Here is a 14,480-nt window from a genome sequence, read left to right as displayed (position 1 = left end):
AGTGTGCGTCACATCGCGACGGGTCGTCAAGGCCGAATCGGACGACTCCGGACCAGCACAGCCCCTACTCTGACCGGTGCCATGAACGACCGACCCACACCACCTCGGGTGACGGTGAGCGTGCTCGGACCGCTCACCGCGACGGTCGACGGCCGCGCCGTGAACCTCGGCGGGCGCGGCCAGCGCGCGGTCCTGGCCAGGCTCGCGTCCGCCGGCGGCCGCGTGGTGTCGACCGACCTGCTCGTCGACGACCTGTGGGCCGGCAACCCCCCACCCAAGGCGTTGGCCGCCCTGCAGGTGCACGTGTCCAACCTGCGCAGGCTGCTCGAGCCGAACCGGGCACCGCGGACCCCGGCCACCGTCCTCGTCTCCCGGGCACCGGGGTACGCCCTCGCGCTGCCCGCCGACGCCCTCGACGCACGGGCCGCGGAGGACGTCGTTCGCCGCGCCGCCCGCGGGGACGCCGGCGCGATCGACGCCCTCGACATGCTTCTCGACGACTGGTCGGGCGAGGCCTATCCCGAGTTCGTCGACACGGATTGGGGCCGCGCCGAGTCGGATCGCCTGCGCGACCTGCACGACCACGCCGTGGAACTGCGGGCACATATGCTCCTCGCGGACGGGCGAGCGGACCGTGCGATCGGCGATCTCACCGCGCTCGTCCGCACACGGCCGGCGCGCGAACGGGCGTCGGGACTCCTGGCACTCGCGCTGTATCGCGCCGGCCGCCAGGCCGAGGCGCTCGACGAGCTCCGGCGCATCCGGCGGTATCTGGCCGACGAACTCGGCGTCGACCCCTCGCCGGAGTTGCGCGCCGTCGAACACGAAGTCCGTACCCACGGCGCTCCCGTCGTCGTATCGCCGGTGACGCGCCCGGCGCACACTGTGCCCACTGCGCCCCCCGAACCAGCCGAGCCCGCCGAGCCGGTCGCGCCCGCCGTCGTCGCCCGCCCCGAGACCGACGACGTCCTCGCGACCGCGGACGCGGCCGTCGCGGCCGCCTCCCCGCACTTGGTGTGGATCGTCGGAGACGCCGGAGCCGGCAAGACCACGACGACGCGCGACGTCGCGGATCGCCTGACCGCTCGCGGCTGGCGGACCGCCCGGGGGCGGTGCCCCGAGGTGGACGGCGCACCGCCGGCGTGGCCCCGGATCGAGATCTTGCGTGCGCTCGGGGTCACCCCGCCGACGTCCGTCGCCCCCTTCACCGTCGCGGAGTCGGTGTGCCGCACCTGCTCCACCGCACCGGTTCTCGTGATTCTCGACGACGTCCACCGAGCCGACGAGCCCACGCTCCAGGTCCTGCGTCAGGTCTGCGGGACGGCGGTCGGCGCGCTGGTGGTGGCCGCGACCTACCGGCCCGACGAGGTGACCGGCGACCTCCTCGCCGCCCGAGCCGCGCTCGCCTCGGTGCCCGGGACGACCGTTCACCTGAGCGGCGTGGGCCGTGCCGGGGTGGCGGCCATCGCGGCTCTCGCCGGGAGCCCCGACCTAGACGAGGACGTTCTGTCCCGACTGCATGCTCGGACCGGCGGCAATCCCCTGTACGTCCGTGAGTTCGCCGGTCTGATTCGCTCCGAAGGCACTGCAGCGCTGTCGGTTTCGGTTCCGCCAAGCGTGCGCGACGTGATCCGTCGTCGACTGGACCGCCTGCCGGACCGCACTGCCGTGATGCTGCGCCGGGCCGCGATTCTGGGCAGGGAGGCGGATCTGACGGTGCTCGCCGCCACAGCGGGTGACCAGGAGGACGACGTGCTCGACGCGCTCGAACCCGCCGTCCTCACCGGCGTGCTCACCGAGACCTCCTCGGACCGGGTCGGTTTCACGCACGATCTGGTTCGCGAGGTGGTGTACGAGAGCGTCCCCCGGATTCGCCGGGCACGGGCGCACCGCGCCGCACTGACCGTCCTCGCCGACGTCACGCCGGACGACACCGCCGCGCTGGCGCACCACGCTGTGCACGCCGACACTGCCGAGTCCGTCCCGTTCCTGATCCGCGGCGCACGTGAGGCCGAGCGGCAGTTCGGTTTTCGCGACGCGGACGGCCTGTGGGCGGCCGCGGAACGGTGGCTGCGCGAGAGCGACGCCACCGACCTGCTCGACGTGCTCGTCGGTCGCGTGGGCACGCTGGCCCGGCTCGGCGATGTCGTCGCCGCACGGGAGGCGCGTCGGCAAGCCGTCTCGCTCGCCGAGGCCACCGGGGACGACGACGCCCTCTTCCGCGCCGCGACGTCGTGGACGGCGCCGGTCATCTGGACGATCCGCACCTCCGTCGAGATCGACACGGCGATCGTCGACCCGCTGCGGCGGTTGGCCGCGTCGGAGCTGCCGACGCCCGCGCACCGGGCCCTCGTCGCGTCCGCCCTGGCCTTCGAACTGGAGGGCACCTTCGGTGATGCGTCGGCCGACCGCGAGGCCGACGACGCGGCGGTGTCGGCCCGGCGGTGGGCTCGCGAGTCCGACGATCCGGCGGTGCTGGCGCGGGCGTGTACGGCGTTCGGCTACATCGCCTTCGGCCCGGACCACGTCGACGAACGGGTGGCCAATGCCGACGAACTCGCCGGTGCCGCCGCCGCGATCGGCGACGACGGTTTCGCCGCCGTGGCGCACTACCAGCGCTTCCTCGCCGCGGCCGCGGCCGTCGATCTGCGCGGGGCGAGGTCGGCCGCGGAAGCGGCGACCGCACGGGCCGCCGGCCACCAGTTGGCCCAGATGCTGGGGGTGCTAGCCGTCTACGACGCGCTGGTGGACGTCCTCGCCGGCCGCTACGACGAGGCGCGCGCCCGGTACGACGTCGTCACGGAGACGCTGCGCACGCAAGGGGCGGCGTCCGCCGAGTGGATCGCCACGCTGGGCCGCATCGGCCACGGCGTGGCGGTCGGCGACCTGGGCGAGATGGTGGACGAACTAGCAGCGATCGAATCGGTTCGACCGCAATCGGTTCGGTTCGTGTACGTCGTCGCGCTGCTCGATGCGGGCGAGGAGGACCGGGCGCGGGCGCAGTGGCGTACCGCGGCGCCGTACCCGCGCAACTACTACTGGCTGGCGATGACGACCTTCCGCGCGAGAGCCGCTGCCCGACTGGGAGACTCGGTCGTCATGGCCGAGACCGCGGGTCAGCTGCAGCCGTTCGCCGATGCGGTGGCGGGGCTGGACTCGGGGTCGCTGTACGCGGGACCGGTGGCCGCGGCGCTGGCGGAGATCGCGGACCGGCAGAGCGATGCGGAGGCGGCGGCACGGTGGCGTGCCGTCGCCTCCGACACGCTCAGGCGGGTACGGGAGCAACTCGACGCGTCGGAGTGACGTCGGACGTCCGGCCGGCGCGCAGGATCAACACGCCGACGGCGGCGAAGGCGAGGCCACGCGGGAGTTCCACGATCAGCCCGCTGATACCGGGAAGTTCGGGCCACGGGACCAGCAGGATCAACCCGCCGACCGTGGTGACCGCGCCGATCCAGACCGGCACGGCACGCGTCCGCACGAGGACCGCGCCGAACACCACCATCGAGAGCATGAACACCAGGCCACTGATCATCTGCATCGTGGGGAACGCCCCGGGGAAGAGCGACCCGTTCGCCGGCACCAGGTAGGCGGTGTCGGGATTGCTCGCCAGGGCGTACGTCGCGAACGCCTCCACCGACAGATGCGTAATCGACACCAGCATCGAGGACAGGTAGAGCGTGACGAAGGAGACGAGGCCGAGAACGCCGGCGCGCGCGGCGAACCAGGCGTAGACGCCCGGCAGCGAGATCAGTTGCAGCACCGTGCCGGTCAGCAGCAACGCTGCCGACCACGGCCCCGCCGCGGACGTGAGGGACTCGACGGAGTGTGCGTTGCCGTCCACGACCGGGTGCAGCAGGCCCCCGGTGAGATTGAAGCCGAACGCGACGACGACGCCGATCGCGCTGAGACGAGTGAGGAGAGACGAGGTGATGGTCATGGAGGGAACAGTGCGGGACCGCGCTTGGTGATCACTTGGCGACGGCTGGGCCGGACCCGACTCGACCTCGAGAGCGGCATACTGGGCGCGTGCCACGCTCGTACGGCGGCCAGGGCGCCGAGTCCCGCATCGCCGCACGACGCAGCGCGCTTCTCGCGGCCGGGCGCGAGCTCATGGGGACGGTGGGGACCGACCGCACCACGATGACCGGCGTCTGCGCCGCGGCCGGCCTGACGGAGCGCTACTTCTACGAGAGCTTCTCGAGCAAGCGGGATCTCGTCGTCGCCGTCGTGGACGCCCTCGCCGACGAGGTGCGGGACACCGCCCGACGCGCCCTGGAGACCACCGAGGGGTCCGAGATCGACCGGGTCCGCGCGGCGCTGACCGCCGTGGTCACGCTGCTGCTCGACGATCCTCACAAGGGTCGCATCGCCGTGGTCGAGTCCACGGCCTCCGTGGAGCTGCGCACCCAGCGCCACCACACGTTGGCCGGGGTGGTCGACTTCGTGTCCGCGGCCGCCGCCACCATGTGGGGACCCCGCGCCGCTCCCGAGCCGCAACGACAGCTGGCCGGGTTGATGCTGGTGGGGGCGTGCTCGGAATTGCTGCTCGCTCGGCTCGACGGCACCCGCGACCTGGCGATCGTTGACATCGTCGACGCGGCCACCGCGTTGTTCGTCTCCACGACCCGGCGGGACTGACACTCCTCGGCCATTCGGTGTCCCGGTTTCCGGTCGTTGTCGTGGCGGGTGTCGGTGGGGGTCTTTACAATCGAACACATGAGCGATCGGGGGGTCGGCGCGGTGAGTGCGGCGCAGGTGGGCGGTGTGCCGTGGCCTGAGCGCGATCACGCCGCGCTGGGCCTGCCGGCGTCGTTCGACTTGCCGGTGGTCGGGCACCTCGACGCCCTGGCGGATCTCGCTGCGGGGGCGGGCTATCTGGAGTGGCGCCGCTACCGGCACGCCGCCGCCCTCCACACCGAACTGGTCGTCCCCGAGGAAGACTACGACGAGCGGGCGGTCGATGCGTTCGCCCAGTGCGCCGCCCGCCTCGCCACCGCTCTGTCGGTGTCGCAGTACGTCGCCGAACGACTCCTCGACAACGCCGTCGCCCTGCGGGACCGGCTGCCGCGGGTGTTCGAGTGCCTGCGCGACGGAGTGGTCTCCCCGACTTTCATTCGCACCATCGTCTCCCGCACCGAACTCGTCCACGGCCGCCCGTACCAGGGTTTGGTGGACGCCGACATCGCCGCCGCACTGCGGAAGCCGGGGTCGTGGTCGACGGCGCGCGTGCGGGACCTGTGCGACCAGATGGTCTACCGCCGTGATCCCGACGCCGTCCGCGAACGGCGCGAGGAAGCACTGAAAGGGCGGTGCTTCTTCACCGAGGCCGGTCTCGACGGCATGGGGACGGTGGGGGCGACGATGTCCGCCGAACGCGCCGCCATCGTCGCCCGCGTCGTCGAACGACTGGCCGCGCAGGTCTGCAAGCACGACAGTCGCAGCACGGGTGCGCGGGCGTCGGACGCGTTGTTCGCGTTGGTCAAGCACGCCCCGTTCGGCTGCGACTGCGGTCGCCCGGAGTGCGCCTTCCAGGTCGTCGATGCGGACGAAGTGGCGGCGAACGCAGCACGCATCGTCATCCACGTGGTCACCGACACCACCACCCTCACCGGACCCACCCCCGCGCCCGCCGCGGACACGGACACGGACACGGACACGGACACGGACACGACCACGGATACGGATACGGATACGACGGCGGCAGCGGATACGGATACGGATACGACGGCGGCAGCGCACCCGCAGGCTCGCCACGTCGACACGGCCGCAGCTGCGGCAGAGCAGGTCGTCGCCGACGAGGTCGTAGTCGATGAGGTCGTCGTCGACGAGCTTGCGGCGGATGGTGTCTCGGTCGACGGGGCTGCGGTCGAGGCGGCCCCGGCGGAGCCCGAGCTGATCGACGGGATCGGGTTCGTTGCCGGGCTCGGCATCATCTCCGGCGCCCACGTCCGCGACCTCGCCAAGGACCCCGACGCGGTCATTCGCCCGCTCGGCGACGGCACCGACACCCCACTCCCCGCCACCCAACCGGCCGACCCGTACCGGCCCTCAGCCGCGCTCGATGCGTACGTTCGCGCCCGCGACCGGTACTGCACCTGGCCCGGCTGCAACACACCCGCCCGGGACGGCGACCTCGACCACATCACCGAATACGACCACACCCACCCCGAGCGCGGCGGGCAGACCAGCGCGACCGGACTCGGCGCCAAGTGCCGGTTCCACCACCTACTGAAAACGTTCGGCGACGTCGTCGACGACCAATACGACGACCGCGACCACCCGGGCCGCATCATCCGGACATTCACCATCCCCGAAGGCCGCACCGTCCTCGGCCCCGCGCACACCGGGTTCGACACCCACCCCGGCCTCGACATGATCGTCTTCGGCGACCCACCCGCCACCGGCAGGACCGCACGACCGCGCACCCCGGCACCGGACGAGCCCGAACCCACCCGACCCGCCCCACGCACCGAGCAGAAACACGCCCGACGCCGCCAGGAACGCAACCGGAACCGACTCCGCAACAACCTGAACGGGGTCCGACCACCCGAACCCGACGACGCACCACCCCCGTTCTGACGGGGTCTACAGGTGACCCTTCAGCAGCAGGTGCCAGTACGAGAACGGCAGTCCGTACCGGTCACCCGCCCACGCGAGCCGGCGGGGCTTCAACGGGTCGAGGAACGACGGGAGCGAGGAGGTGACGGCGCCCGTCCGATCGAACTCGGCCGCGATCAGCCGGTGCGAGTCGAGCGGAATCGGGGCGACGGTGTAGCCGTCGTACTCGCCGAGCTGCCCGCCCCGGCGCGCGGCGAGCAGGTTGTCGACCAGCGTCGACACCTGCTTGCGCAGTCCCCCGCCGGACGGGTCGGTGTCGATGGCCGCCCCGTCACCGGCGGCCCACACGTTCGGGTGCCGGTGGTGCTGCAGCGTGCGCGGATCGACGTCCACCAGCCCGTGCGGCACATCGCCCGCAAGGCCGGATTCGGTGACCCACGCGCGGCCCCGGTACGGCGGCACCAGGTGGAGCATGTCGTACTCCAGCGTGTCGACGCCGGCAGGGCCGGTCACCTCGATCGCGTTGCGATCAGGGTGCAGGGCGGTGACCGCCGTGCGCCGCACCACCGTCGTGCCCAGGTCGCGGAGTGCCGACTCCAGTCGTGCGTCCAGATCGGGCACCCCGACGATGCCCTCGCGGTCCACCACCAGGGTCGTGCGCACGGACCGTCCCGTGCTCGCCCAGTGCGCCGCGGCGAGGAAGAGCGGCTTGACCGTGGTTCCGGTGCAGCTGACGGGTGGGCGCGGCACGGTGAACACCGCGTGACCGCCGTCGCGCACCGTGCGCGTGAGGTACCAGGTGCGCGTGGCCTCGTCGAGATAGTTGCTCGCGACGGACGCCGTCGCCATGGCGTCGTCGATACCCGGCAGCGCCTCGTGGTCCGGCACCAATCCGGGTCCGACGATCAGGTCGCGATACGTCACCGTCATGCCCGACGCACACACGACGGTGCGGGACTCCGGATCCACGCGGACCACCGTGTCCTGGAGCCACGTCACCCCGCGCGGTGTCACCTGTGCCTGCGACCGCTGCGCGCTGGGCAGTCGCGCCTGCCCGCCGCCCACGTAGGACAGCAACGGCCGGTAGGTGTGTACGGACTGCGGCTCGATCACCGCGACGGAGTCCAGTCCCTTCTTCCGGCAGCGGGCCGCGGCCGACAACCCGGCGTTACCGCCACCGATCACGACGACGTCGAACGAATAGGGGGTCATGTCATGACGTCCTCACCAGGAGAGATCCGGGCGCAACGGCCCGGTGGTCACGTCGACGGCATCTCCGTCGACGCTGTGCGTGCCGAACAGCATCGCGAGCGCCGCGTCCTCGTCGACGCCGAGCGCGGACGCCCAGCGCCGGGCGCGTCGCCGCGCACGCCAGGTCTCGTGCGTGACAGCCGCGCCGTCCGGCAGGGTGCACAGCACCGACTCGCCCGCTCCCACCTCTGCCAGGAGCGCGAAGGCCTTCTCGCCGAACACCGCACGGCCGCTGACCTCGACGGCGAACCGGCTGCGCGTCGTCTCCGCTGCGTCGGGAAGCCCGATCCGCACCCGTGGGTCGTCGATTCCCCACGTGTCGACGAACGACGACGCCTCGGCTCCGTCCACCCACACCGTCACGTCGCCGTGTCGAAGGACCGAGCCCACCGTCACCAGCAACGACGCCGCCGTGTGGCCCTCGCTGTGGACCACCGCCGTGACGTCGGGCACCGCGTAGCGAACCCCGTGACGACGCGCCGCCGGATCCGTGATCAGCGGCGCGAGCGACATCGCCTCCCCGTTCTTGGCGTCCCGACGGCGGTCGTCCGGCCGGCCCGCCCAGTCCGGACCGTCGTGCCACGCGACGGCGGCAGGAACGTGCGCGAGAACCGCACCCGCCAGCCACGCACGGTGGGCGAGTTCCCAGTCCTCGCCGCCGTAGGCGGTGAACGACTCGTCGAATCCGCCGATCTCGTCGAAGAACGTTCGGCGGCAACACATCACGGCGCTGATGACGTGTCGGTACGAACGGTCGTCGGCGTCCAGCAGATCGCGTGATCCGCGGTAGGCGTCGACCAGCCAGCCCGGTTCGTCGAGCAGCGGGTCGCCGGGCGCGGGGAGGCGTCCGAGGGCGGTGAGATCCGCGTGCCGACGACGTCCGACCGTCAGCGCGTCCGGAACCAACGACGGGAGGCGGGCCAGGGCCCGGACGTAGCCCGGTTCGGGCACGGTGTCGGCGTCGAGGAAGCACAGCACGTCACCGGTCGCGGCGGCGGCGCCGAGGTTCCGGACGGCCGCGGCACGAAAACCTCGGTCCTCCTGCCGCACCACGGTGACCGGGAGCGCGCACTCCACCCGCGGCGGCTCGGGAGACCCGTCGTCCGCCACGATCACCTCGAGACGATCGCGGGGGAAGTCCTGCCGTTCCAACGCCGCCAGCACCATCGTGAGTTGGCTCTGCTGACGGTAATAGGGCACGACCACGCTCACCGATACCGCGGGGGCGTCCATTCCGTCGAGCAGATCCCAGCGGTTGCCGGGCACCGTCGTACCGAGCGCAGTCCTCAGCGCGGCAACGCTTCTCCGGTCGGTCACGTCGTCACCCGGAGCGCAGCGCCGGCGGGGGCCGACAGTGCAGCGCGATAGGCATCGACATGGGCCGCGCCCACCTCGTCGGCCGTCGGATGGGCGAGCACGCCGGCGTCGATCCACGTCGACGCGGGATCCGCCGCCGCGCGGGCGACGGCCTCCGCCAGATCGCCCTCCTCGTAGATCGTCACCGCTCCGGGCGACCGCGCCTCGAACTCACGGGTGTATCGCCCCGCCACGACGAGCGGGCGGCGACCGTGCTCGATCCACGTGACGATGGACCCCGACGCCGACAGATGGCGGTGGTGCGCCACCGGCACCGTCACCGCGTGCAGCGCCGCGGGCAGATCGTCGTCCGCCACGTACCCGGTGACGCGGGCCGACGGCGACACGGCGCGCAGGTCGTCCACCAGGTCCTCGTGCCCCGGCGACGGGCGCCCGAGAGCGACGAACTCGGCACCGGGCGGCAGCGCGGCGGCCACCTCGACGTGGCCCTTGCCGGGGTACAGGAATCCGAGCACGCCGACCGTGGCCGGCCCGGGCGCCGTCACCGGATCCGCCCGGCCGGTGGCGACGGGAAGCGGAATCACCTGCAGCGACGCGTGCTCGATGCCCACCTCCGCCAGCAACAGGCGCTCGTGGTCGCTGCTCACCACGACGACGTCGGCGAGCTCCGCGATCCGCCGGTACGCCGCCGTCCGGACCTCGAACGACCGGCCGTCCGAGGGCTGCGGCACGTCGTGCAGGGTGATCACCACGCGCGCCCCGGTAGCCCGCACCGCCGCCACGACCTCCGACACCGCCTCCGCGGCCCGATTGGCGGGCGATCCGAAGAGACGATCGGTGACGTGCAGATGCACCACGTCGGACGTCGAGATCCCCTGCGGGGCTGGGCTGTTCACGTGGCGGTCGATGACGGAGTCACCACCGACGCCCACCACCGCGTCGTGGATCCGGCGCGCGAACTGGACCACCCCGTGCTGATCGGGCCCGACGATCACCTGCGTGACGATCATCGCGTGGCACCGAGCCGGGCCAACACGTCGCCGTGCCGATCGAAGGCCGCGTCGATCACGGCGGGATGCTCGGCGTACCAGCGCAACTGAGTGCGATGCACCTCGTCGGCGGTCACGGTCCCCCCGTGTACGGTCCAGTCCCGCGTCGGCGACGCGTCCGGATCGAGCTCCGCCAACACCCGGTGATCCAGCGGCGTGTGGACCGAATCGAGCAGGGTGCGACCGGGATCCGTCGGTGTCGCGGGCACGTCGAGAACTCCGAGGATGCGCGTGGCGAGCTCGATCAACACCGGGTTGCCGGGATGGTTGATCGTGTGCGCCGCGGCCGCCCCGTGTCGGGTTACGGCGTCGGAGAGGGTCACGTCGCAGTCCTTGCCCTCACGTCGGCGGAGTTCGGCGAGACTGCGGTCGGCGATCCAGCGCACCGTCTCGTCGTCGATCGGCACGTCCCAGTCGTCCGTCTCCGCCAGGCCGAGCGCAGCAGCTCGCACCGTGCGCAGATCGTGGTACGGCACGACGGGGGGATCCCGCGACGGGTCCGCCGGGTCCCGCACGATCGCCTGGAACGGGAACAGCCCGGCGTATCGGAACACCGGCCACCGCAGCACCCGCGCCCCGGCCGGCAGGTGTGCGGCGACGTCGTCGGTCCCGATCGGCAGGTCCCGGTACCCACTGCGCACCGGCTGGGCCAGGAGCACCTGTGCGCGCGTCGCGAGCGTCTCGAGGTGCGCGACGTCGGACGGGGTCAACTCGTGCACGGGGGGCATCCGCACGCTGGTGAACGGGGCGTCGGCAACGGTATCGAGGACCACCCGCAGGGCCTCGGCCTGGCAGTTTCCCAGCACGATCCACAGCGGACGGTCGGTGGGGACGTCGTCGATTCCGTAGAAGTGCCCGTAGTGACGGGTCCTGCCGTCCGGTGGATCGCCGGTGGTGAACCCGGGCTGGGCGGGGGTGGCCATGGCACGCCGCATACCCCGCCCGGGGGCCGTCCGAACCCTGCCGACGGTGACGAACCCGACCACCCGGGTTGAACCGAGCCCCCCCGGGGCATCCTGGACCAGTCGAGGTCCAACCAGCCGGCCCGACGCGCCGCTGACACGTCCGCGCGCGAAGGACACCGGACTCGGGTTCTCCCGCGCGGTCCCTTGCCTCGAGAGGATGACCCCCGCCTGTGATCGCCGTCGCCTCGATTCCTGCCGCCCACCCCTATGCGGCCGGCGTGGCCCCGACCGACGACCCGTCGGTCCGGCTGCTCCCGGATCCCCGACCGATCGACGCGACGACCCCCGACCAGTGGTGGCCGCCGCGGCTGCTCGAACCGGACTACCTGCGCGCGCACGTCGACGACATCGATCTGGTCCACCTGCACTTCGGTTTCGATGCCGCCACTCCGGAGCGGCTGGCCGAGATCGTCCACATCCTGCGCGAGTCGTCGACCCCGCTGGTGTTCACCGTGCACGATCTGCACAACCCGCACTTCGCGGACGCCGATCTGCACCGTCGTCAGCTCGACGTGCTGGTGCCGGCCGCCGACGCCGTCCTGACCCTGACGACGGCCGCCGCCCGCGAGATCGAACGGCGATGGGGTCGTGCGGCCACGGTCACGCCGCATCCGCACGTCGCACCGCTCGATCTGGTCGCCGCGGTCGACCGGCAGCGGTCGGCGACGCCGGTGATCGGCGTGCACGCGAAGACGTTGCGCGCCAACCTCGATCCCGAGGCCGTGGTCCCCACGCTCGTCGCGGCCGCATCGGCACGCGGCGCCGTCGTCCGAGTCGACCTCGACGACGCCCTCTTCGACCACACGAGCCACTGGTACGCGCCCGAGCGCGGGGAACGCCTGCTGGCCTTTGCTTCGCACCCCGACGTGGACGTACGGGTGCACGGACGTTTCACCGACGACGAACTCTGGCAGTACCTCTCCGAGATCGACGTCGCCGTCCTGCCCTACCGATTCGGTACGCACTCCGGATGGATGGAGGCCTGCCGTGACCTCGCCGTCGTGCCGATCGTGCCCGACACGGGATGCTTCGCAGACCAGTTCCCCTGCCCCACCTTCACGTTCGGGCCGGACCTGTTCGACCCCGACTCGCTCGACGCGGCGGTGGGCGACGCCCTGCGTCGACCCGTTCTCGACGCATCGTTCGCCGACTTCCGACGTCACCAGCTCGCCGCCATCCGCGCAGAGCACGCCGATCTCTACTCGTCTCTGACCGGGGTGACCGGCCGGGACACCGCGGCGGTACCCGCATGACGGAGTCGCTGCGCATCGCCCTGCTGGGGTCCTCGCGCTTTCCCATCTGCCAACCGTTCGCCGGTGGTCTCGAAGCGCACGTCTGGCACCTCGCTCGCGCGCTCACCGCGCGTGGTCACCGCGTGAGCCTGTTCGGGGCCGACGGCTCGTCGATCGACTCGCCGCACGACGTCATCGACGTGCACACCTTCACCCTGAGCCCGGACGCGCGGACCGAGCACATGGGGCCTGCGTGGGTGGTTCACGAGCACCACGCCTACCTGTCCGTGATGCTGGAACTCGCCGGGCGACTGCGGGATTCGTTCGACGTCATCCACAACCACAGCCTCCACTACCTGCCGATCGCGATGTCGTCGACGGTGCCGACGCCGATGATCACGACCCTGCACACCCCGCCCCTGGCGTGGCTCGAATCCGCGGCGGCGGTTCCGCTCAACCCGGACACGCGTTACGCCGCCGTGAGTCGGTACACCGGTCGTCAATGGACACCCGTCGCCGGCCGCATCCCGGTGGTGCCCAACGGTATCGCGCTCGACCGTTGGCCCGTGGGTGCGGGCGGTGACTACGCGGTGTGGACCGGGCGGCTCGTTCCCGAGAAGGGGGTCGACGCCGCCATCGACGCCGCCGTGCGCGCCGGCTACCCCCTCCGCATCGCCGGGCCGGCCTGCGACGACGACTACTTCCGAACCGTCGTCGAACCGCGTCTCGGACCCGACGTGGTCTACGAGGGTCATCTCATGCAGAAGGAACTCGCCGACCTGGTCGGCGGCGCCGCCGTCGCCGTCGTCACCCCGCAGTGGGACGAGCCCTACGGGCTGGTCGTCGCCGAAGCCCTCGCCTGCGGCACACCGGTCGCCGCGTTCGGACGGGGTGGGATCCCCGAGATCGTCGACCACACCTGCGGAGTGCTGGTTCCGGCCGACGACGTGGTCGGCCTGGCGGACGCCATGCGGACCGCGGCGACCCTGTCGCGACGCGACGCCCGCGCCCGTGCCGAACGCGTGTGCTCCGACACCACCATGGTCGACTCCTATCTCGCGCTCTACCGGGACATGTTGGACCGGCGCGACGCCGTTCCGGCGTGATCGGGTACTACGTCCACCATCACGGCGTCGGGCATCTGACCCGGGCGTCGTCGATCGTGCCGATGCTGCACGACGACGTGACGATCTTCTCGTCGCGGCCCGCGCCCGATCCGGCGCCGGCGTGGGTGACGCTGCCGATGGATATCCCGCGGGACACGCACGGGCCCACCGACGAGGAGGCGCGGCGGGCCACGGCCGGTGGGGCGTTGCACTGGGCGCCGACGGGCGTGCCGGGACTGACCGAACGGATGGCGACGATCGCAGCCTGGATCGAGCGTCACCGACCGCGCGCGTTCGTGGTCGACGTCTCGGTGGAGGTGGCGACGTTCGTGCGACTCATGGGAATTCCGCTCGTGGTTCTCGCGATGCCGGGTGAGCGCACCGACGCCCCGCACCGACTCGCGTACACCCTGGCGGACCGCATCGTCGCGCCGTGGTCACGGACGGTGTACGACCCCGACTGGCTCCACCAGTACGCCGACAAGACCGTGTACGCCGGGTCGATCAGCCGGGTCGCCGACCGCGTCTCCACCGGATCCCGCGTGCCCGACTCCGCCGTCCTCATGAGCGGGGCGGGTGGATCGTCGCTCGGCGCAGGCTATCTCGACGCGGTGCGCGCGGCGACCCCCGGCACGACGTGGCGCGGCGTCGGTACGCCCGGTGAGCCGTGGGTCGCCGACGTGTGGCCCGTCCTCGACACCGCGGGTGTCGTCGTCACCCACGGCGGCCAGAACGCCGTCGCCGACGTCGCGGCCGCGAACGCACCCGCCGTCGTGGTGGCCGAGGATCGCCCGTTCGACGAACAGCGCGCCACCGCACGGGCTCTGGACCGCGTAGGGCTTGCGGTGGCGCTCGACGCCTGGCCGGACCCGTCGGCATGGCCGGATCTGCTGCGGCGTGCCCGCGCCCTGTCCGCGGACCTGCGCTCGGCGACCCGGATCGACGGCGCGGCGGCGCGCGCCGCGGCGGCGATCGAGTCGGTGGCCCGGCCGTGAGCCC

At 72.1% G+C, this 14,480-nt stretch carries 11 protein-coding genes; 6 read left to right on the top strand and 5 right to left on the bottom strand.

Features of this window, described 5'->3' with window-relative positions:
• The first annotated feature begins 81 nt into the window (after positions 1–81).
• Positions 82–3,303, top strand: coding sequence for a BTAD domain-containing putative transcriptional regulator (locus A3Q40_RS01810; RefSeq protein WP_069972886.1), 3,222 nt, complete (start codon positions 82–84; stop codon positions 3,301–3,303).
• Here the strand turns inward: A3Q40_RS01810 and A3Q40_RS01805 are convergent.
• On the bottom strand, positions 3,266–3,940 hold the full coding sequence (locus tag A3Q40_RS01805; RefSeq protein ID WP_068099537.1) for a hypothetical protein: 675 nt from the start codon (positions 3,938–3,940) through the stop codon (positions 3,266–3,268). The genes A3Q40_RS01810 and A3Q40_RS01805 overlap by 38 nt on opposite strands.
• Before the next feature lie 89 nt (positions 3,941–4,029).
• Here A3Q40_RS01805 and A3Q40_RS01800 point away from each other — a divergent pair, with 89 nt between their 5' ends.
• Together A3Q40_RS01800 and A3Q40_RS01795 are read left to right on the top strand one after the other, a co-directional pair.
• Positions 4,030–4,641 (top strand): TetR/AcrR family transcriptional regulator, encoded by a 612-nt coding sequence (locus A3Q40_RS01800; protein WP_068099536.1) that lies wholly within the window; start codon positions 4,030–4,032, stop codon positions 4,639–4,641.
• A gap of 78 nt (positions 4,642–4,719) precedes the next feature.
• The gene (locus A3Q40_RS01795) at positions 4,720–6,582 is read left to right on the top strand and encodes an HNH endonuclease signature motif containing protein (protein WP_068099535.1); all 1,863 of its coding nucleotides are present in this window, start codon (positions 4,720–4,722) and stop codon (positions 6,580–6,582) included.
• A 6-nt stretch (positions 6,583–6,588) separates the two neighbouring features.
• On the opposite strand, the gene A3Q40_RS01790 is transcribed toward A3Q40_RS01795, so the two are convergent.
• Genes A3Q40_RS01790 through A3Q40_RS01775 form a run of 4 tightly spaced genes read right to left on the bottom strand, consistent with a single transcriptional unit; the run spans position 6,589 to position 11,101 of the window.
• A complete protein-coding gene (locus A3Q40_RS01790; RefSeq protein ID WP_068099534.1) occupies positions 6,589–7,773 on the bottom strand; it encodes an NAD(P)/FAD-dependent oxidoreductase in 1,185 nt (394 codons plus the stop codon).
• Positions 7,774–7,785: 12 nt separating this feature from the next.
• Positions 7,786–9,129, bottom strand: a complete 1,344-nt coding sequence (locus A3Q40_RS01785; RefSeq protein ID WP_235606395.1) for a glycosyltransferase — start codon at positions 9,127–9,129, stop codon at positions 7,786–7,788.
• A complete protein-coding gene (locus A3Q40_RS01780) occupies positions 9,126–10,139 on the bottom strand; it encodes a glycosyltransferase (RefSeq protein ID WP_068099533.1) in 1,014 nt (337 codons plus the stop codon). The genes A3Q40_RS01785 and A3Q40_RS01780 overlap by 4 nt, the downstream gene beginning before the upstream one ends.
• Positions 10,136–11,101: a WcbI family polysaccharide biosynthesis putative acetyltransferase gene (locus A3Q40_RS01775; protein ID WP_068104887.1), complete on the bottom strand. Its 966-nt coding sequence runs from the start codon at positions 11,099–11,101 to the stop codon at positions 10,136–10,138. The genes A3Q40_RS01780 and A3Q40_RS01775 overlap by 4 nt, the downstream gene beginning before the upstream one ends.
• A 212-nt stretch (positions 11,102–11,313) precedes the next feature.
• Between A3Q40_RS01775 and A3Q40_RS01770 the strand changes: the two genes are divergently transcribed.
• The 3 genes from A3Q40_RS01770 to A3Q40_RS01760 are packed head-to-tail and all read left to right on the top strand — an operon-like array spanning position 11,314 to position 14,476.
• On the top strand, positions 11,314–12,396 hold the full coding sequence (locus A3Q40_RS01770; protein WP_068099532.1) for a glycosyltransferase: 1,083 nt from the start codon (positions 11,314–11,316) through the stop codon (positions 12,394–12,396).
• The gene (locus A3Q40_RS01765; RefSeq protein WP_068099531.1) at positions 12,393–13,481 is read left to right on the top strand and encodes a glycosyltransferase; all 1,089 of its coding nucleotides are present in this window, start codon (positions 12,393–12,395) and stop codon (positions 13,479–13,481) included. Before A3Q40_RS01770 ends, A3Q40_RS01765 begins: the two co-directional genes overlap by 4 nt.
• The gene (locus A3Q40_RS01760; RefSeq protein WP_068099530.1) at positions 13,478–14,476 is read left to right on the top strand and encodes a glycosyltransferase; all 999 of its coding nucleotides are present in this window, start codon (positions 13,478–13,480) and stop codon (positions 14,474–14,476) included. The genes A3Q40_RS01765 and A3Q40_RS01760 overlap by 4 nt, the downstream gene beginning before the upstream one ends.
• The last annotated feature ends 4 nt before the right edge of the window (positions 14,477–14,480 follow it).

Source organism: Rhodococcus sp. PBTS 1 (assembly GCF_001620025.1).
Taxonomy (GTDB): Bacteria; Actinomycetota; Actinomycetes; order Mycobacteriales; family Mycobacteriaceae; genus Rhodococcoides; species Rhodococcoides kroppenstedtii.
Note: the sequence above shows the minus strand (reverse complement) of the source record. Positions and strands in the feature narration are given on the sequence as shown.